The sequence below is a fragment of the Pelagerythrobacter marensis genome (genome assembly GCF_001028625.1).
Lineage (GTDB): Bacteria > Pseudomonadota > Alphaproteobacteria > Sphingomonadales > Sphingomonadaceae > Pelagerythrobacter > Pelagerythrobacter marensis.
The window spans coordinates 646,090-664,106 of sequence record NZ_CP011805.1 but is presented as its reverse complement, the minus strand read 5'-3'; the positions used below and the strand labels follow the sequence as shown (position 1 = coordinate 664,106).

The 18,017-nt window shown below is 65.1% G+C and carries 23 protein-coding genes and 1 tRNA gene; 6 read left to right on the top strand and 18 right to left on the bottom strand.

Annotated features, from left to right (window positions below):
• Positions 1-178 precede the first annotated feature (178 nt).
• Together AM2010_RS03195 and AM2010_RS03190 are read right to left on the bottom strand one after the other, a co-directional pair.
• A tRNA-Ala gene (locus tag AM2010_RS03195) sits at positions 179-254 on the bottom strand.
• A 103-nt stretch (positions 255-357) separates the two neighbouring features.
• A complete protein-coding gene (locus AM2010_RS03190) occupies positions 358-684 on the bottom strand; it encodes a TIGR02300 family protein (RefSeq protein ID WP_047805845.1) in 327 nt (108 codons plus the stop codon).
• Positions 685-859: 175 nt separating this feature from the next.
• Between AM2010_RS03190 and aroA the strand changes: the two genes are divergently transcribed.
• Positions 860-2,203, top strand: a complete 1,344-nt coding sequence (aroA, locus tag AM2010_RS03185; protein ID WP_047805844.1) for a 3-phosphoshikimate 1-carboxyvinyltransferase — start codon at positions 860-862, stop codon at positions 2,201-2,203.
• Positions 2,204-2,230: 27 nt separating this feature from the next.
• Here aroA and AM2010_RS03180 read toward each other — a convergent pair whose 3' ends face one another.
• A complete protein-coding gene (locus AM2010_RS03180) occupies positions 2,231-2,551 on the bottom strand; it encodes a DMT family transporter (protein WP_047805843.1) in 321 nt (106 codons plus the stop codon).
• A gap of 260 nt (positions 2,552-2,811) precedes the next feature.
• Here AM2010_RS03180 and AM2010_RS03175 point away from each other — a divergent pair, with 260 nt between their 5' ends.
• The 4 genes from AM2010_RS03175 to gloB all read left to right on the top strand — a co-directional run bounded on the left by AM2010_RS03175 (position 2,812) and on the right by gloB (position 6,795).
• Positions 2,812-3,093: a CBU_0592 family membrane protein gene (locus AM2010_RS03175; protein WP_420834976.1), complete on the top strand. Its 282-nt coding sequence runs from the start codon at positions 2,812-2,814 to the stop codon at positions 3,091-3,093.
• The gene (locus AM2010_RS03170) at positions 3,090-3,716 is read left to right on the top strand and encodes a (d)CMP kinase (protein WP_047805842.1); all 627 of its coding nucleotides are present in this window, start codon (positions 3,090-3,092) and stop codon (positions 3,714-3,716) included. Before AM2010_RS03175 ends, AM2010_RS03170 begins: the two co-directional genes overlap by 4 nt.
• 461 nt (positions 3,717-4,177) lie before the next feature.
• Positions 4,178-5,881 carry a 30S ribosomal protein S1 gene (rpsA, locus tag AM2010_RS03165; protein WP_047805841.1) on the top strand — a complete coding sequence of 568 codons (1,704 nt, stop codon included), beginning with the start codon at positions 4,178-4,180 and terminating at the stop codon, positions 5,879-5,881.
• A 158-nt stretch (positions 5,882-6,039) separates the two neighbouring features.
• The gene (gene gloB, locus AM2010_RS03160; RefSeq protein WP_047805840.1) at positions 6,040-6,795 is read left to right on the top strand and encodes a hydroxyacylglutathione hydrolase; all 756 of its coding nucleotides are present in this window, start codon (positions 6,040-6,042) and stop codon (positions 6,793-6,795) included.
• Positions 6,796-6,813: 18 nt separating this feature from the next.
• Here gloB and AM2010_RS03155 read toward each other — a convergent pair whose 3' ends face one another.
• From AM2010_RS03155 to AM2010_RS03115, 9 genes are all read right to left on the bottom strand, one after another.
• Positions 6,814-7,437: a flavodoxin family protein gene (locus AM2010_RS03155; protein ID WP_047805839.1), complete on the bottom strand. Its 624-nt coding sequence runs from the start codon at positions 7,435-7,437 to the stop codon at positions 6,814-6,816.
• A 73-nt stretch (positions 7,438-7,510) separates the two neighbouring features.
• Complete coding sequence (locus tag AM2010_RS03150) at positions 7,511-8,071, bottom strand: F0F1 ATP synthase subunit B family protein (RefSeq protein WP_047805838.1); 561 nt, start codon at positions 8,069-8,071, stop codon at positions 7,511-7,513.
• Positions 8,064-8,558, bottom strand: a complete 495-nt coding sequence (locus tag AM2010_RS03145; protein ID WP_047805837.1) for a F0F1 ATP synthase subunit B family protein — start codon at positions 8,556-8,558, stop codon at positions 8,064-8,066. Before AM2010_RS03145 ends, AM2010_RS03150 begins: the two co-directional genes overlap by 8 nt.
• A gap of 76 nt (positions 8,559-8,634) precedes the next feature.
• On the bottom strand, positions 8,635-8,862 hold the full coding sequence (locus tag AM2010_RS03140; protein ID WP_047805836.1) for a F0F1 ATP synthase subunit C: 228 nt from the start codon (positions 8,860-8,862) through the stop codon (positions 8,635-8,637).
• 47 nt (positions 8,863-8,909) lie between these two features.
• A complete protein-coding gene (locus AM2010_RS03135; protein ID WP_047807653.1) occupies positions 8,910-9,668 on the bottom strand; it encodes a F0F1 ATP synthase subunit A in 759 nt (252 codons plus the stop codon).
• A 70-nt stretch (positions 9,669-9,738) separates the two neighbouring features.
• Complete coding sequence (locus AM2010_RS03130; protein WP_047805835.1) at positions 9,739-10,074, bottom strand: AtpZ/AtpI family protein; 336 nt, start codon at positions 10,072-10,074, stop codon at positions 9,739-9,741.
• Between the two features lie 127 nt (positions 10,075-10,201).
• Positions 10,202-10,600: a YdbL family probable chaperone protein gene (locus AM2010_RS03125; RefSeq protein WP_420834967.1), complete on the bottom strand. Its 399-nt coding sequence runs from the start codon at positions 10,598-10,600 to the stop codon at positions 10,202-10,204.
• 11 nt (positions 10,601-10,611) lie between these two features.
• Positions 10,612-10,872 (bottom strand): YnbE family lipoprotein, encoded by a 261-nt coding sequence (locus tag AM2010_RS14375; RefSeq protein WP_236699393.1) that lies wholly within the window; start codon positions 10,870-10,872, stop codon positions 10,612-10,614.
• Positions 10,869-14,093 (bottom strand): intermembrane phospholipid transport protein YdbH family protein, encoded by a 3,225-nt coding sequence (locus AM2010_RS03115; protein WP_047807651.1) that lies wholly within the window; start codon positions 14,091-14,093, stop codon positions 10,869-10,871. Before AM2010_RS03115 ends, AM2010_RS14375 begins: the two co-directional genes overlap by 4 nt.
• Positions 14,094-14,164: 71 nt before the next feature.
• Here AM2010_RS03115 and radC point away from each other — a divergent pair, with 71 nt between their 5' ends.
• On the top strand, positions 14,165-14,875 hold the full coding sequence (radC, locus tag AM2010_RS03110) for a RadC family protein (protein WP_047805833.1): 711 nt from the start codon (positions 14,165-14,167) through the stop codon (positions 14,873-14,875).
• 38 nt (positions 14,876-14,913) lie between these two features.
• Here the strand turns inward: radC and AM2010_RS03105 are convergent, their stop codons facing one another.
• The 6 genes from AM2010_RS03105 to AM2010_RS03080 all read right to left on the bottom strand — a co-directional run bounded on the left by AM2010_RS03105 (position 14,914) and on the right by AM2010_RS03080 (position 18,005).
• Positions 14,914-16,140, bottom strand: coding sequence for a mechanosensitive ion channel family protein (locus AM2010_RS03105; protein ID WP_047805832.1), 1,227 nt, complete (start codon positions 16,138-16,140; stop codon positions 14,914-14,916).
• A gap of 142 nt (positions 16,141-16,282) precedes the next feature.
• Positions 16,283-16,651, bottom strand: coding sequence for a DUF1801 domain-containing protein (locus AM2010_RS03100; RefSeq protein WP_047805831.1), 369 nt, complete (start codon positions 16,649-16,651; stop codon positions 16,283-16,285).
• 13 nt (positions 16,652-16,664) lie between these two features.
• Positions 16,665-17,078 (bottom strand): DUF1801 domain-containing protein, encoded by a 414-nt coding sequence (locus tag AM2010_RS03095; protein ID WP_047805830.1) that lies wholly within the window; start codon positions 17,076-17,078, stop codon positions 16,665-16,667.
• On the bottom strand, positions 17,075-17,272 hold the full coding sequence (locus AM2010_RS03090; protein WP_047805829.1) for a hypothetical protein: 198 nt from the start codon (positions 17,270-17,272) through the stop codon (positions 17,075-17,077). Before AM2010_RS03090 ends, AM2010_RS03095 begins: the two co-directional genes overlap by 4 nt.
• Positions 17,272-17,682 carry an SRPBCC family protein gene (locus tag AM2010_RS03085; RefSeq protein ID WP_047805828.1) on the bottom strand — a complete coding sequence of 137 codons (411 nt, stop codon included), beginning with the start codon at positions 17,680-17,682 and terminating at the stop codon, positions 17,272-17,274. The genes AM2010_RS03090 and AM2010_RS03085 overlap by 1 nt, the downstream gene beginning before the upstream one ends.
• Positions 17,679-18,005, bottom strand: coding sequence for an ArsR/SmtB family transcription factor (locus AM2010_RS03080; RefSeq protein ID WP_047805827.1), 327 nt, complete (start codon positions 18,003-18,005; stop codon positions 17,679-17,681). The genes AM2010_RS03085 and AM2010_RS03080 overlap by 4 nt, the downstream gene beginning before the upstream one ends.
• Between the last annotated feature and the right edge of the window lie 12 nt (positions 18,006-18,017).

The following is an 18,017-nucleotide window of genomic DNA, read 5'->3' as shown; positions in this document are numbered from 1 at the left end:
AACTCGTTCACCGGCCCCGACAGGCCAAACGCGAAAAACGCCGGCGGACGAAACCTCGTCGGCCAGCGTGGGGCGAACCCCTATGAACCCAAATTCCTATCCGGGTATGTCGGGATGCGGTCAGAGAAGGCTGCGGCCTGCAGCCCGTCAATGGCCGGATACCGGCATATCCGAAGGATGGTGGAGCCTAGCGGGATCGAACCGCTGACCTCCTGCATGCCATGCAGGCGCTCTCCCAGCTGAGCTAAGGCCCCGTGCCATCCATTTGCGGCGCATCGTAACAGGATGCGCCAGACCCGCTATCGTGCGGGAGGGCCGCCCTTTATTGAGGGCGGCCCCGCTTGGCAAGACCCGATTTCAGGTATCTTCTTCCTCGTCGTCGCCCTTGCCCTTCGCAACGCCCAGATCGTCGTCACCGCCAAGGTCGACTTCGTTATCGGGCGAATCGTCGTCGTCATCGACGTCGATATCTTCCAGATCGCCGCCGCCAAGGTCGCTGTCAGGCTCCTTGTCCTTCTTTTCCTCTTCCTCGAACGGAATCGGCTGCTTCGTCTTCAACACCGGTTCGGGCGTCCATTCTTCGCCGCATTCGATGCACGTGACCGGGTCATCCTTGCCCAGGTCGTAAAAGCGTTCACCGCATTTCGGGCACATGCGCTTGGTGCCCCATTCTGGCTTGGCCATTGTCAATCCTTAACGTCGCCCGCCGCCATGACGGGGCAGAAATCCGAAAGTGGAACGTGATGGGTGCGGCCGCGCCGGGAATCAAGAGCGCACCGCATGCGGCGCGCGCCTTGCCATAGGGCAATGCCGCTGTCAAAAGCCGCGGCCGTTCGCCCCTCCTGATCAAGGACGTCCCTTGCACGATCAGCCCCGCCCCCGCCGCTTCCTTCCTTCCGCCCCCCTGCGCGGGAAGATCCGTGTTCCGGGCGATAAATCGATCAGCCACCGGGCGCTGATGCTCGGCGCGCTGGCGGTCGGCGAAACCCGCGCCAGCGGCCTGCTGGAAGGCGAGGACGTGCTGGCGACCGCCGCCGCGCTGCGCGCCTGCGGGGCCACGATCGAGAAGAATGGCGACACCTGGTCGATCCACGGCGTCGGCGTGGGCGGCCTGCTCCAGCCGCAAGGCGCGCTCGACATGGGCAATTCGGGCACCTCCACCCGCCTGCTGATGGGCCTGTTCGCCAGCCATGCCATCACCGCGGTTCTGACGGGGGACGCAAGCCTGTCGAAACGTCCGATGGGCCGGGTGATAGAACCGCTGTCGCGAATGGGCGCGACCTTCACGCCATCGCCCGGCGGCAAGCTGCCGCTGACGATGGAGGGCCTGTGCCCTGCGGTTCCGATCGAATACCGCCTGCCGGTCGCCAGCGCGCAAGTGAAAAGCGCGCTGCTGCTCGCCGGGCTCAACACGCCGGGCGTCACCACGGTGATCGAGCCGGTGCCGACCCGCGACCATTCCGAACGCATGCTGCGCGGTTTCGGTGCCGAGCTGGATATCGAGCAACTGGGGGACGAACGTATTATCCGGCTTCATGGAGAAGCCGATCTTCGCCCGCAAACGATAGAGGTGCCCGGTGACCCGTCCTCCGCCGCGTTCTTCCTGGTGGCCGCCAGCATCGTCGAAGGCAGCGACCTCACGATCGAAAACGTCGGGCTGAACCCCACCCGCGCGGGCCTGGTCGACGTGCTGCGCCAGATGGGCGCCGATATCGCGGAACTCGATCCGCGCACTGTCGGCGGCGAGCCGGTCGCCGACTTGCGCGTGCGCCATGCCCGCCTGTCCGGCATCGATGCCGACCCGGCCATCGCACCGAGCATGATCGACGAATTTCCCGTGCTGTTCGTTGCCGCCGCGCTGGCCCACGGCACCACCCGCACCAGCGGGCTGGAGGAATTGCGCGTCAAGGAAAGCGACCGCATCGCTGCGATGGCGGCCGCGCTTGCCGCAACGGGTGCGCAAGTGGAGGAAACCGAAGACGGCCTGATCGTGCACGGCACCGGCGGCACCCCCCTGGCAGGGACAGGCGAGAATGCGGCGGTCGTCACCCATCTCGACCACCGGATTGCAATGAGCATGGCCGTGGCCGGGCTGGCCAGCCGCGAGGGCGTGGCAGTCGACGACACGCGCCCGATCGCCACCAGCTTCCCGACTTTCGCCGAACTGCTCGCCGGCGCGACAGGTTCGCCAGACGCGCGGTGAGGCGCGCTGACACAGGGGCACGGCGGTTCAGTTCGGGCTGGCCAGCTTCATCAGCGCGATACCGGCAACGATCAGCATGGCGGCGGCGACGCGCAGCGGCGTCACCGCCTCCCCCAGCAGGAATATCCCCACGACAAACGCGCCAACCGCGCCGATCCCGGTCCAGATCATATAGGCCGTGCCCAGCGGCAGAGCCTTCATCGCCAGCGCGAGCAGGCCGAAGCTGAATATCATTGCGACGAGAGTGACGATCGAGGCGACGGGACGCGTGAACCCGTCGGAAAGCTTCATCGAATAGGCCCACACCGTTTCCAGCAGACCCGCGACAATCAGGAACAACCAAGCCAAGACAGCCTCCGTAATCGGTTCGCTGCCGGGCCGTCCCGGTCTTGATCACCCGCCTTCGGGCACGCAGGACGTGGCCTGCGCAGGAATTGAAATAGGGCGCGCCTTTGCGGTTCTCAAGCTCCACAATGCGCTCTAGGGCCGGTCCCGCCGACAGCCCGGCGAACGACGTTCAGGGAGCAATAGCGATGGTCTTGTCCAGCAGTGGAATCGCCGATGGCACCCATGCCACGTCGGCATGGTCGCTGGGCGCCGAACTGGGGCTGCGCCATCCGGGGCCGGAACTGGCCAATTACATCGGCTTTGCCGGCATGGCCTGCATCATTGCCGCCTATGCCTACCAGACCGCTCGCGACGCCCCCAACCCGTTCGTACAGCACGGCACGAACCTGCTGGGCGCCGCGCTGCTGACAGTTTCGCTGCTGGTCTACACCAACCTCGCCAGCCTCGTTCTGGAAGGGTTCTGGGCCGCCATCGCGATCTACGGCCTGGTCAGGGCCGTTCGTGCCCGCCGGCCCGCCGATCAGGAGGGGCCTGCGCAATGATTATCGCGGTGGACGGGCCGACCGCATCGGGCAAGGGCACGATAGCGCGCGCGCTGGCCGATCGTTTCGGCCTGCCGCATCTCGATACCGGGCTGCTCTATCGCGCCACGGGGCGGCAGGTGTTCCTCGACGGGGGCGATCCCGACGATCCGGCAGATGCGCTCGCCGCAACCGGCTTTCCCGAGGCGCTTCTTGCCGATCCGCACTTGCGCACTGAAGAAACGGGCGGCCTCGCCAGCCGCGTCTCGATCCATCCGGTCGTGCGGGAGGCGTTGTTTCAACGCCAGCGCGCGTTCGCCACCCAGCCCGGCGGCGCGGTGCTGGACGGGCGCGACATCGGCACGGTGATCGCGCCCGATGCGCAAGTGAAACTGTTCGTCACTGCAAGCGTCGATGCACGGGCGGACCGTCGCTGGAAGGAAATGCGCGACCGCGGGATCACGGTTTCGCTGGAAGAGATTGCCGCGAACCTGCGCCGCCGCGACGAACGCGATATGCAGCGCAAGGACGCCCCCCTCCTCGCCGCGCCCGATGCACTGGTGATCGACACGTCCGCCCTGGGCCGCGAAGCCGCAATCGCCGCAGCGATAGAGGCGGTGGAGAGCGTCGCGCGCGCGCAGTAACGGCCCAGGTGGACATCGCCCTCGCCGAACAAAACCATTTTCCTACAGGCCTCATGCTGTGCCATCGAAGCGCCATGCACTCGGCTTGCGCCTTCCTTGTCGTTTTCACCTCCGTCCGGCCTGGAGGAAGCACCCGCGGAAGGTCACGGTTTGAAAGGTCACAGTCGCGATACGGGGAGGCGGCTTTCCACCGAGGGGGAAACGCGAAAAGTCACGGCGTTCAACAGGGCCATCGAGTGTCACGCGCTTCACGTGGTTTCGCTTGCTTTTCCGGCCTGTCTGCCCTAGGCGCGCGACCGTTCTCGCAATCATACGATTGGAAGGACCCGCGCGATGGCATTCGGCCCGCGCGGTAGCGGCCCTCTTGCCCCGCCAGCCTGCGCAATGGTGCGCCGGAAGCGGTGAAAGACCCCGGTAAAACCGGTGGCCGGAAGCAAAACGTGAACAGGATTTACCACTCTATGGCAACTTCCGCCAATCCCACACGCGCCGATTTCGAGGCGCTGCTTAACGAACAGCTCGGCGGCGCCGGCGATGAAGGCTTCGAAGGCCGCGTCGTCAAGGGCACCGTCACCGCGATCGAAAACGGCATGGCCGTTGTCGACGTCGGCCTGAAGAGCGAAGGCCGCGTCAATCTCAAGGAATTCATGCGTGTCGATGACGAGCACGGGCTCGAAGTCGGCAGCGAAGTCGAAGTCTACGTCGATCGGGTCGAGAACGCCGATGGCGAGGCAATGCTCAGCCGCGACCGCGCCCGCCGCGAAGCTGCCTGGGACAAGCTGGAAAGCGAATTTGGCGAAGGCAAGCGCGTCGAAGGCCGCATCTTCGGCCGGGTCAAGGGCGGCTTCACCGTCGACCTCGACGGCGCCGTAGCCTTCCTGCCCGGCAGCCAAGTCGACATCCGCCCCGTGCGCGACGTCACCCCGCTGATGGACATGCCGCAGCCGTTCCAGATCCTGAAGATGGATCGCCGCCGCGGCAACATCGTCGTTTCGCGCCGCGCCGTTCTGGAAGAAACCCGCGCCGAACAGCGCAGCGAACTGATCGACAAGCTGTCCGAAGGCCAGGTGATCGACGGTGTCGTCAAGAACATCACCGATTACGGCGCCTTCGTGGACCTGGGCGGGATCGACGGCCTGCTCCACGTCACCGACATGAGCTACAAGCGGGTCAACCACCCGAGCGAGATCATCGAGATCGGCCAGACCGTGACCGTGCAGATCATCCGCATCAACGAAGAAACCCAGCGCATCAGCCTGGGTATGAAGCAGCTCGAAAGCGATCCGTGGGAAGGCGTTGGCGCCAAGTATCCGATCGGCGCCAAGCTGACCGGCACCGTCACCAACATCACCGAATACGGCGCGTTCGTGGAGCTGGAGCCGGGCATCGAAGGCCTGGTCCACGTTTCGGAAATGAGTTGGACCAAGAAGAACGTCCATCCGGGCAAGATCGTTTCGACCTCGCAGGAAGTCGAAGTCATGGTGCTGGAAGTCGACAGCGAGAAGCGCCGCATCTCGCTCGGCCTCAAGCAGGCCCAGCGCAATCCGTGGGAAGAATTCGCGGACAAGCACCCGATCGGCTCCAAGGTTGCCGGCGAAGTCAAGAACGCGACCGAATTCGGCCTGTTCGTCGGCCTCGACGGCGATGTGGACGGCATGGTTCACATGTCGGACATCGCCTGGGGCATCTCGGGCGAAGACGCGCTGGCGCTGCACCGCAAGGGTGAAGAAGTCGAAGCCGTCGTTCTCGACGTCGATGTCGACAAGGAACGCATCAGCCTGGGCATGAAGCAGCTCGAAAAGGGTGCGCCGAGCGAAGGCGGTTCTTCGGGCAGCCTGCGCAAGGGCGAAACCGTTACCGTCACCGTCCTCGAAGTCCGCGATGGCGGCCTCGAAGTTCAGGTCGGCGAAGACGGCGCAACCGGCTTCATCAAGCGTTCGGACCTCGGCCGCGATCGCGACGAACAGCGTCCCGACCGCTTCCAGACCGGCCAGAAGATCGATGCCCTGGTTGCCGGCTTCGACCGTTCGAAGAAGCCGAACTTCTCGATCAAGGCCCGCCAGATCGCCGAAGAAAAGGAAGCCGTGGCCCAGTTCGGTTCGTCCGACAGCGGCGCGTCGCTCGGCGACATCCTCGGCGAAGCGCTGAAGAAGAAAGAAGACTAAGCAGGCATGAGCCCCCGCCAAGGCGGGGACCTCAGGCAGCCTCGCGCTGGTCGTACCGGGATCCCCGTCTCCGCGGGGGGATCGCAAACAGGAAGGCCCGTCTGCCCATCCGGCAGGCGGGCCTTTCCTATGGCGGCGCGCGCGCGTAGAATGCCGCCATGCTCGAAGTTCATCAGTTCCCCTGCCTCGGCGACAACTACGGTTATCTGCTGCACGATCCCGACAGCGGCGAAACCGCCTGCATCGACACCCCCGATGGCGCGGAATACCTGCGCCAGGCGGATGCGAAGGGCTGGCGCATCACGCAGATCTGGAACACCCACTGGCACCCCGACCACGCGGGCGGGAACGGCGCCATCGTCGAAGCGACCGGGGCCACCGTGATCGCGCCGAAGGAAGTCGAGAAGCTCGCCGCGATCGACCGCGTCGTCGATGATGGGGATCGGGTGGCGCTGGGTGCGTACGAAGCGCGCGTGATCGATGTCGGCGGACACACCGACGGCCATATCGCCTACCACCTCGCCGATACGGGCATGGCCTTCGTGGGCGACAGCGTGTTCGCGCTCGGCTGCGGCCGGATGTTCGAAGGAACGCCGCAGCAGTTCTGGGCAAGTCTCGAACGGATCAAGGCCCTGCCCGCCGACACCACGCTCTATTGCGCGCACGAATATACCCAGGCCAATGCGCGCTTCGCGCTTCATGCCGACCCCGACAATGCCGCGTTGCACCGCTACGCCGAAGAGATCGACCGGCGGCGTGCGAAAGGGGAGCCGACAGTGCCGATGCCGCTATCGCGCGAGTTGGAAACCAACCCCTTCCTCCGCGCAGACGACGTTGCCTTGCGCGAACGCTGGGGCGGCAGCGCGCCGCACGAAACCTTCGCCGCCCTGCGCGCAGCGAAGGACGAATTCTGAAGCGCGATCGGGGGCCCGCTACCCTTCCCCGCCCTGGCCGGGATAGGGATTGTCCTTCAGAAGGCCGGCAAGGTGCGCCGCATTGCCGGCGACCATCGCGGCGGTTTGCGAAACCTTGTCCGGTGTTTCGTCCAGATCCTTGAAGTCGGTCGATCCCATTGCCTCGCCCACCCAATAGCAGGCAGCGACCGAGGGGATCGTCCAGCCGGTGTCGTTCAGCGACTGGAACAGCTGGGAAGAAGCCCAGTGCGCGCCGTCTTCGTTGCCGACGATGGCGGCGACGGCGACTTTCGAATAGCTCGGCATCCGCCCCTTGTCGTCGGTTTCGCCGAGGAAGGCATCCATGCGTTCGAGCACCCGCTTGGCGATGGAACTGATCTGGCCCATCCAGATCGGACCGCCGAATATCAGGATATCGTGCGCAAGGATCTTCTCGCGCAACGCAGGCCAGTCGTCCCCCTCCCCCTCGTCCGAGGTGACGCCCGGCAGGACGTTGTGGTCTGCGATGCGCAGGGTTTCCGACAGCTTGACGTCATGATCGGCGAAGGCATTGCCGAGGACGGCGATCATCGCATCGGTCGAGCTCGCTTCGTCTCCCGACGACTTGAGCGTGCAGTTAAGAGCAATTGCGGAAAGAGCCATGTGATTCTCCTGTCTTCACAGGAAGAAACACATGGCCCTTCTATCGTTCCGGCAGATTGCCGGCGGTAGTGGGTCAGAGACCGGCGATCAGCTCGTCCGCAAGCTTGCGATCAGCATCGGCATCGTGCTTGTCCGCGATCAGCTTGCGCGAAGCCTCCGCAGCGGCGGTGGCGGCGCGATTGCGCACATCATCGACCGCTTCGCGTTCGGCGGCGGCGATCTTGTCTTCGGCCATCCGCTTGCGGCGCTCGACCATCGCCTTGCTATCGTCTTCCGCCTTGGCGACAATCGCGTCGGCTTCGCGGCGGGCGTTGTCGAGCATCGCCTCCGCGTCCTTCTCGGCACCCGACACCTTGCGGCGATATTCGTCGCGCAGCGCCTCGGCCTCCGCGCGGAGCACTTTGGCTTCGTCGAGCTGTTGGCGGATCGAGGCGATCTTGTTGTCCAGCCCGCCGACGATCATGCCGGGGACTTTCTTCCACACCGCGATCAGGATCAGCACGGTCATCGCCACAGCGACGACCTGGAACGGGGCCAGGCCGAACAGCTCGGGCTCTACGTGATGGACCGATCCCTGCTCGACCACTTCGGTCTGAGCCGCTTCGGTGGCGAAGACTTCCGGCGTGTTAGCCACGGGTCATGACCTCCTTCACGGCCTTTTTCGCGCTGGCGGCGGTGACGCTGGCGCCAGCGAGACGCTGAACGATATCGCGCGCCGCCTCGGCCGCGACATCTTCCACTTCGGCCAGCGCCGAAGTGCGCGCCTGGGCGATTTCGGTTTCGGCCTTGGCAAGTTTGGTATCGAGCCGCTTCTGCGCGGCGCCGAGCTTCTTCTCGCTGGCAGCGGCCGCATCGGCTTTCGCCTCGGCGATCAGTGCCTGGGCGGCGGCACGATTTTCGTTCTCGCGCTTGCGCCAGGCTTCCTCTTCCTCGTCCGCCTGCGTGCGCGCGGCCTCGGCCGCGGCAAGATCGGCAGCGATCTGGCTATCGCGCTGGGAAACGGTGTCCATCACCTTGGGCACCATGCCCCGGCCGATAACGAAGAAGACGATCCCGAAGAACACCAGCAGCCAGAAAATCTGGCTGGAATATGTGTCTGCGAGCTGGGCTATCTGGGGCATCTAAGCGCGTCCCGGAAATCAGCGGAAAGAGGCGTGCCGGCCGGGACATGCCCGGCCGGCGACGGGTATCGGTCGATCAGGCGACGAAGATCAGGATCATCGCCACGACGAACGCCAGCAGGCCGAGAAGCTCGGCAGCGGCGAAGCCGATGAACAGGCGGCCCTGCTGGCCGTCGGCGGCGCCGGGGTTGCGCAGCGCGCTTTCGAGGAACGAGCCGAACACGTTACCCACACCGATCGCGGCCATGCCCGCACCGATAGCGGCGAGACCGGCGCCAACCAGCTTTGCAGCTTCTACGTCCATTTCAAAAACTCCTTTGGATTTAATTCGTTAATTCGCGTTGGTAAAACTCAGTGAAGGTTCTCGGCGTCGTTGATGTAGAGCGACGTCAGGAGAGCGAAGACATAGGCCTGAATGCCCGCAACCAGAATTTCGAGCGCGCAGATGCCGATCATCAGCAGGAAGCTGGGCAGGCCGACCAGCGCGGCGAAACCGACACCGGCATTGGTCCCGTCGATCACGAAGCTGGACAGCACTTCCAGCAGGACGTGACCGGCCATCATCGCCACGAACAGTCGCAGCGCGAGGCTGAACGGGCGCACGGCGAAGCTGACCAGCTCGATCAGGAAGATCGCCGGGATCATCGGCAGCGGGGTGCCGTGCGGCACAAACAGGCTGAAGAAATGGAAACCGTGCTTCCAGAAGCCGACGATCAGGACGATCGAGAAACTGATCGCGGCGAGGACGCCGGTAATCGTGAAATGGCTGGTGAAAGTGAACGGGTGAAGGCCAATCAGGCCCAGCGGCAGCAGGCCAAGGAGGTTGGCGAAGAGAATGAACATGAACAGCGAGAAGACATAAGGCACGTATTTGCGCCCGGCCTTGCCGATGTTTGCTTCCAGCATGTCATCGATGAAACCGGTGAAGGTTTCGACTGCCATCTGCCAGCGGCCGGGCACGAGCTGACGCTTCGTCCCGCCCCAGACGAAGGCGCCCAGGACCACGGTGGTGATCAGCATCCACAACGCACTGTTGGTGAAGGCGATGTTATAGCCCGCCAGTTCCCAGTTCTGCGAACCGAACAACGGTTCGATCGTGAACTGGTACATCGGGTCGACCTTTGCCGGTTCGGCTGCCACGGCTGTTACGTCCCTACCTCATGAACATTCGCGCTCACGGCTACCCCTCGGGAGAGGAGTCGTCGGAGCGCGTGTTCGCCATCCGGAAAATGTTCCTGAAGGCCACCACTATCCCGAGGAACAGGCCGACCAACAGACCCCAGGGCGACGTGCCGGCGAAGGTATCGACCAACCAACCGAGCACGAGACCGCCGAGAATACCGCCAAGGAGATCCGCCAGCACCCGGTTGCCACTGCGATAATTCGCATCGGCACCCTGCACTTGCGGCCGGTTGCGTTGATCTTCACGCTCGCGTGCGGCCTTGAGCCGCTGTTCGAGCGCATCGATCCGCGCATCCTCGGCGATTGGTTCTCGTGCGGGCTTTTCGTCGCTCATGCCGTGTTCCTTAGGGAAATACGCAGCATGCGCAACACCTGCCCGCCGAGGGCGCCGCCCCCTTAGGCTGCCCCTTTTGGCGAGTCAATCGGCGGCTTGCGCCACCTGGGCCGCAACCGGCGTCAGGTCAGGCGGGGCAGCGGCTGTCGCGCTGCGGCGGGGCCGTCGTGCGGGTCTGCCACGAACCGTCCGGCGCCTGGTATTTCTCGCCCGGCGACGTCTTCGCGATGGCGATGCAGCCTGCGGTCAGCGCATATTCTTCCACAGTGGCGTTCGCTGCGCGCGCCTTGTCCGCATAGACAGCGCGGCGCTTGATATTGATGTCGTTCACCATCCGCTGCAGATCGGCCGTGGAAGCGCCGACGATGCCGAGATAGCCGTCCATCTTCTCGCCCACCTTGCCGCTGGAACGGGCCGCTTCGTAAGCCGGATCGCGCTGCGCCTGCGCAGGTGCGGCGAGACCGCCCGCAGCGAGCGCGAAAGCCGCGGCGGCGAGCGAAAACTTGTGAAGCATATTCGTGTTCATGACGGTTCCCATCAGAAGATATCCGCGTTTTCTTCGATCGTGTTGCCCGCGTCTTCCGCGAGTCGATAGATCACTTCCTGCCGGATATTGATGTTCAGCTCGATCACGATCGGCTTGTCCGGTGCTTCCACCGAAATGCAGCCGCCCAGCGCCATCAAACCGGCCATCGCCAGCACCAGCGAACGGATCGCCCGCGACGATGGCCTTGCTTCCCCCTCCATTGGCGGGATTGTCGCAGCCGCGCGGCGGACAGTCAATTCAGCGGGCTTCATGGCATTGTCTCGCTTTCCTGTGTCTGAACGGATGGTTCGTCGGAAGTACTGTTTTCGGGTTGGTCCGTGTCGCCGTTCGGTTGCGGGCGGCGCTGCAACCGTTCACCGTCGTCCGCCAGCAGGCCCAGTTCGCGCGGATCGCGCACGAACGCGGGATCGTAGAGCGATCGCAGATTGGTCAGCAACTGGGTAAACGCAGCACGGATGTTCACGCGGAATTCCAGCGGCAGGCTGGCAATCTTGCGTGTGATCAGGTTCTTGCTCGTCCCCTCGCCCTGGCTCACCCCTTCGAACCGGACTTCGGTGATGATCTCGCCCGACAGGCTGCCGTTCATTTCCACCGCCATCCGGCGATACTCGAGCGCGCGCAGGGCATCGAAGGCGAAGTTGGCGATCGGCGAGAGATCCTCGTAGGTCAGCTCCCCGACGTAGGAGACGCTGCCGCCCGGCTCGCGCGAGATGAGGCGCCCGCTTTCTATTCGGCCATTGCCCGCCGCGTCGAACACGATCGGCAATTCGCCATCGAACGTGCCGGTGGCCGAAATATTGCCCAGGTCGAGCTGCTGGACGAATGTCGCCGCGTCGAGACCTTCGATCTCGAAAACGTAGGCACGTTCCTCGCTCGCGCCGAAGTTCAGGTCCACCGGGCGCAGGGTGAGGGTTCCGCCCATGAACGGCCAGGTGCCGCCGGCCACGGAAAGATATTGCCCGTCGCGCAGGGCAAATTCCACCTCGCCGCCGGTCGCCTCGACCCCAGGATTGACCGAAGCGACCTGCAGCCGCTGCCCCGGCACCGTGGTCAGGTTGATGAGGTCGGAAAAAACGATCGTGCCCGCCGCACCGCGAACGGGGCCGAAGGCGGCAGCAAAGTCCAGCCCTTCGCTCGAAAACCGCCCGGAACTGGTTACCTCGTCCGCATTCCAGTCGATCCGGCCAGTGCCGGTAACAGTACCGCGAGCGTTCGCGATGACGCCCAGCGCCAGCTCGCTCAACATGTCAGGCTGGAGCGCTTCGTCGAACACGAGGCCCGCGACGGAGAGGTCGGCGTGACCTGCCCCGCGCCCGAGATCGTGCGCGATCGTCACGCGCGCCACTTCGCGGTCGCTGGTCGGTTCGCGCAGCAGTGCCTCGGCGCGAATCGCGTTGTTTTCCAGCTGCAGGGTGGCGTCACGGGCCATGAGCGGGCGGAAGCGATCGTCCTCGCTGCGATCTTCCAGCACGAAGCCCGCCTGCTCTATCGCGAACACGCCATCGGCATAACGCCACAGCCCGGATGTGCCGCGCAGGTCGAGCGGTACGGCGAACAGCCCGACATCCGCATCCGCGAACGTCCCTTCGATCGCGTTTCCGAGCGTGGCCTGAACTTCGCTGATGCTGAATGTGCTGGCTTCGCTTTCCGGCCCGAGCGCCACGTTTACGTCGCGCGCCGAAAGGTTGCCGGGCCAGGCGAAGCCCACCGCCCCCGATTCGAGCCGGATCGCAGTGCCGGCAAGCTCGCCCGCAAGGTCGAGCGAAGGCGCCCCTGCCGCCAGCCGCAGCCCGCGCGCGTCATATGCCAGCATCGGCCCTGTGCGCGGCGGACAGAGCCGCAGGCCGCGCCGTTCGAGGACGAGGTTGGCCATTTCCAGCCGGTCGAACCGGAAATCGGTGCATTCGTGCCACAGCGCCAGACCTCGCGCCGGAGACCAGTGGCCATCGAGCGGCACGATCAGCCCGCGCGCCTCGCCGCCCGGAAGTGCGCCCGAAACCACTGCGCGTCCCGAGAAGCCGAGCTGCCCCCCGGTGCCCTGCGCCACCACGAATTCGGGCAGCGCGATGCGCGCATCGCCTGCGGCATAATCGGCCATCCGCAGCCGCAGCACCGGATCGCGGCCCGCCAACTGTTCCATCCGGCCCACCATCTGCGGCAGCCCTTCGCCGCCAGTGCGGAAATTGCCGGTCAGTCGCGGCGCGCCACCGTCTCCGCCCAGATAATGAACCCGCGAAAGCGCCAGCAGGGTGGCCCCGCTGCCGCCGCGCAGGGTCGCGTTAGGAACGACTGCCGAAACCGCATCGCCGTTCAGCCGCCAGGTCAGATTGCCCGCCACCCGGCTGCCGCGCTCTTCCCGCCGCAGCGCGCCGGCCATGCGGCGGGCCAGCGGCGCAATCAGCGTATCGGCATTGCCACGCGCGAGATTGTCCAGCGCCCCCGATACGGTCTGCCCCATTCGCAAGCCATTGCCTTCGACATCGGCATCCACCTCGACCCGCGCGAACCCTTCGCGTGCGCGCAGCCCGCCCTTCGCCGTGAGCACCGCGAATTGCGCCTGCGGATGCGACACACCGCGCCCGACCAGCGAATAGCGTGCGGTGAGCCGCCGGTCGCGCCAGCTCGCGCGCACGTTCGCGTTCACGCCCTTGGCGCGTGTTTCGCCCAGTGTGGCGCGGCCACTGGCCAATCGCGCCTGTCCTTCATAGCCGGCCAGATCGGCATCGCCGGTCACCTCCAGCGTCAGCGCCAGATCGGCCAGTGCCGCGCTGCCACCTGCGCACGTCAGACCTGCCAGTCGCAGCGGCCCTTCGAACGCCGGCTTTCCGGCACTGGTGGTCAATCGACCGTACAGCGATGCACCGTCCGCCCGGCATCCCGCCCCCTCCAGCGCCGGTGCCACGACCGCGAGCCGCCCGTCGAAGCCGCCGTCCAGTTCGCCTTCCCCTTCGGCCTTGATGCCGATCGGGCCGTAATCGCTTTCGACCAGCGCGCGTCCGTCGATCAGTTCGAGATCGAGGTCGGGCAGGCCCGGCGGCGCGTCGCTTTCGGCGAAGAGCACGCGATCGAGCGCGCCGAAACTTACCCGGTCTTCACGCAGCGTCCCGAACAGACGCGGCCGTTCCAGCGTCACGCGCCCGATCGCGGGTGTGCCGAAGCGATAGCGCAGGTTCACGATAACCCGCTCTATGGTCAGATCGGGCCGTGTCGGGTCGCCCACGACCACATTGCGCAGGATCTGCTGCTCTGGCCCGATGCTTTCGATTTCGTACTGCGCGGGGAGGTCGTAATCCTCCAGCATCCCGGCGATGACGTCTTCGGCAATCTGTTCGCGAGAGAACCACAGCGCCGCCAGCGCGGCCGCGATCAGGGCGAGCAGGAACAGCGACAGGCGCAGCCGCCAGCGCGGCGCGCGCCGGTCGGATTGCGCCGTTTCCGGCCCTTCGCCCATCTCGTCTTCGGCCAGCGCCATCGGCCCCCACTTGCGCGCATCGCCCGCCAAAGGCAATGCGTCGCTGTCGAACGCGCCAAAGGGGGGAGCGATTGCCGCAGGAAGGGGACAAACCGGCAAAGCCCGCGCCGCGTCACGCCGGCACCGGCCACCGCGCGCGCCTGCGCCAACGGCTGCTGACCGGCGGGGCCGAGGCGCTGGCCGATTACGAGGTGCTGGAATATCTCCTGTTCGCCGGCAATCCACGCGGCGACACCAAGCCGCTGGCCAAGGCGCTGCTGGACCGGTTCGGCACGCTTCCCGCAGTGCTCAACGCCGATCCCGCCGCACTTTCCCAGGTGAAGGGCATGGGCGATACGGGCACGGCGATGCTCAAGGCCACTGCGCTCGCCGCCCGGCGCATGGCGCGCGGCGAAGTCCAGGGCAAGCCGGTGCTGGGATCGTGGCAGGCGCTGATCGATTACCTCACGATCGACATGGCGCATCTGACCGTGGAACGGGTCCGCGTGCTCTATCTCGACACGCGCAATCGGCTGATCCTGGATCACCACGTCGGCGACGGATCGATAGACGAAGCGGCGATTCACCCGCGAGAGGTGGTCCGGCGCGCGCTGGATGTCGGCGCCAGTGCGCTGATCATGGTGCATAACCATCCGAGCGGAAACCCCGAACCGAGCACTGCCGATATCCAGATCACCCGGCGTATTGCGGAAGCGGGGCGACTGCTGGGGATCGTCGTCCACGACCACGTGATCGTCGGGCGCGAAGGACATGCGAGCCTGCGGGCCAAAGGGCTGATCTGAACGCCGCGCCCAAGCCGCCGGGCCGCTAGCCGCCCGCCTTACGAGCCTGTCGTCAGCTCGCGAAGATCGAGGCCGCTGGGTTGCTGGAAGATCCGCAGGCCGAATTCGGGCAGGATCGCCAGCAGGTGATCGAAAATGTCGGACTGTATCCGTTCGTATTCGAGCCAGGCGGTCGTGTCGGTGAAGCAGTAGATTTCCAGCGGCAGCCCTTTCGGCCCCGGCTCCAGCTGGCGCACCATCAGCGTCATCGCCGGCGAAATCCGCGGGTGCGCGCGCAGATATGCGATCACATAGGCGCGGAACGTGCCGACATTGGTCACCCGCCGGGCATTGACCGCCTCGCGCCCCGCGTCGCCCAGATCGGCGTTCCACTGGCCGATTTCGCGCTGCTTGTCCTCAAGGTAATCCGCGATCAGGGCGAACCGCTTCAGACCGGCGGCGTCTTCGTCCGCAAGGAAGCCGATCGAATTCTGGTCGATGAAGATCGCCCGCTTGATCCGGCGGCCGCCCGCTTCGGACATTCCGCGCCAGTTCTTGTAACTTTCGCTGATCAGCCTGTGCGTGGGAATCGAAACGATCGTCTTGTCGAAATTCTGCACTTTCACCGTGTGCAGCGCGATGTCGATGACGTCGCCATCGGCACCGGCCTGCGGCATTTCGATCCAGTCGCCCACCCGCAACAGGTCGTTGGACGTAAGCTGGACCGATGCGACAAGCGAAAGGATCGTGTCCTTGAACACCAGCAGGACGACCGCCGCCATTGCGCCCAGCCCCGAAAGCAGCAGCAGCGGCGACTGTTCGATCAGAACCGCGACGATCAGGATCGCCGCGCCCGAATAGACGACAATCTTCAGGACCTGGATATAGCCCTTGATCGGCCTGCTCGCGGCCTGGGGCTTGCGTTCGTAAAGCGCGTTGATGAAGCTCAGCCCTGCGCTGATCGCCATCGCAATGACCAAAATCGTCACCCCGTTGGCGACATTGGCGATCACCGACGCGATTTGCGGTGCCAGATGCGGCACTGCCCCAACGCCATATGCGACGATTACCGTCGGGACGATATTGGCAAGATAGGCAACGACCTTGCGCGGGCTGGGCCCGTCCTGCGGCAGGACGCGCGCGATCAGGGCGCGCAGGATCACGTGCTTGGCAATGAAATTGCCCAGCCAGGCGATTGCCGCCAGGATGCACAACCCGATCACCGCTTCGGTGCCCGGGGCAAGGCCTGGCAGGCCCATGTCGGCGAAAGTCGGAAGCTCGATCATAACGTGTCGTTACGCCCGGGATCGCAAACCGATCCGGGCCAGTCTTCATGAACCCTTGTTCTCGATCCGTAGTGACGAGCGGCCTAGGTGGACGCCGTCGGGGCCGCTGTCAAACGAAGCCGAAACGAACCGCGAATTGAGATCAGCCCGCCGCCTTCGCGCGATTGCGGGCAATCGCTGCGCGCACCAGCGCGGTCAGGGCCAGCGGGTCGGGCCGGTCGCCTTCGCGCAAATCGATTGCGCGGCGCGTTTTGCCTTCCAGGCTGGCGTTGAACAGTCCCTCCGGATCGTCGAGCGCAGCCCCGTGGGCAAACGTCAGTTTCACTTTGTCCCTGTAGGTTTCCCCGGTGCAGACGATCCCTTCACAGGTCCAGGTCGGCACGCCGGCGGGGTTGGAGGGTTTGCGCCACTTCACCTCCTCGACGACTTCCGGATCGGCGCTGAGGATGATCTCGCGCATCCGGGCCAGGATTTCGTGGCGCCAGTCGGCCGGCTGATCGGCGGTCGTCATATCCCGCCTTTCGTCACAGCTTTTCGCCGGGCAGCGCCGCGGCCTGCCTGATCCAGTCGGCAAACCGGTCGTCCGGCAATTCACCTTCGTGCAGATGAAAATACCGCACTTCGGGATATTTCGATTTCTCCGGCGGTTTGGGATCGAGCGATCCGCCGCGGAAGAAGGTGACCTTCACATAGCGGTCAAAACAATGGAACGAGGTGAACCAGCATCCCTGTTCAACGCCGTAGAACGGCGTGTTCCACTTGATCGCTTTCTCCACGCCGGGCACCTCGGCCACGATCATGGCATCCAGCGCCTCGCCGATCGGTTTCTTCCAACCCGGCATTGCCGCGATATAGGCCTGGACCGGGGCATCCCCCTCCCCCTTGGCAATCTGGGGATTGCCGCCCGAAAGCAGCTTCGGCTCGCTGCCGTCGCTCATTTCGCGGCTCCCGGTCGCGCAGGGCGGAACCACATGTAAATGCCGGACAGGATCAGCGCGAAGAGGAACGGCAGCGGCGTGTAGTAAAGCCATTCCGGCGGCGTCATCAGCGCCTGAACGATGAAGATCGCGGCGACCGTCGCCACGAAAGCCATCGAAATCCAGCGGTGCCATTGTCTGATCGTTGCGGGCATCAGTCGATCCTTTCCAGCAGCGTATCGAGTGTTTTGAGGAAGCGCGGCCAGCCTGCGCGTGCGCCGTAATAGGCCTGCTGATCCTGCGGCCGGAACCCGGTCTGTTCCAGCATCAGGCGAGTGCCGGCCCCTGCCGGTTCCAGCCTCCATTCGACCTGGCTTTGCAGCCCCGGTCCATTCCAGGTGTAGCGCAGGCGGCGCTGCGGCTCCACCGCCAGCACTTCGCCTTCCACTTTGCCCCAGTCAGCATCCATCGAAAAACGCGCGCCGATCTCGGCACGGAAATCGTTGGGCATGATCCATTCGGCCAGCAGTTCGCTTTGCGTCAGGGCGCGCCACACCCGCTCCGGCGGATGGGCGAACTCGCGTTCCATCGTCAGCGTGCGGGTTTCGGTGTCTTCGCTGGTCAATTGTCCATCCTTTGCAGAAGATCGTCGAGAGCGTCGAAGCGCGCGTCCCAGATTTCGCGCATTTCGCGAGTCCAGTTGTCGAGCGGCGCGAGGCGATCGGCGCGCGCGCGATAATATGTCGCCCGGCCCGCGCGGCGGGCATCGACCAGCCCGCCCTGCTTCAGGATCGCGAGATGTTTGGAAACCGCGGGCTGAGAGATCCCCGCACCGGCTGTCAGGCTGGCGACCGTGAGTTCTCCGTCGCGGCAAAGCCGTTCGAACAGCGCACGCCGGCTGCCGTCAGACAGCGCCCTGAACAGCGGATCCGAAGCGTTGCGCGACATGACTCACCCATA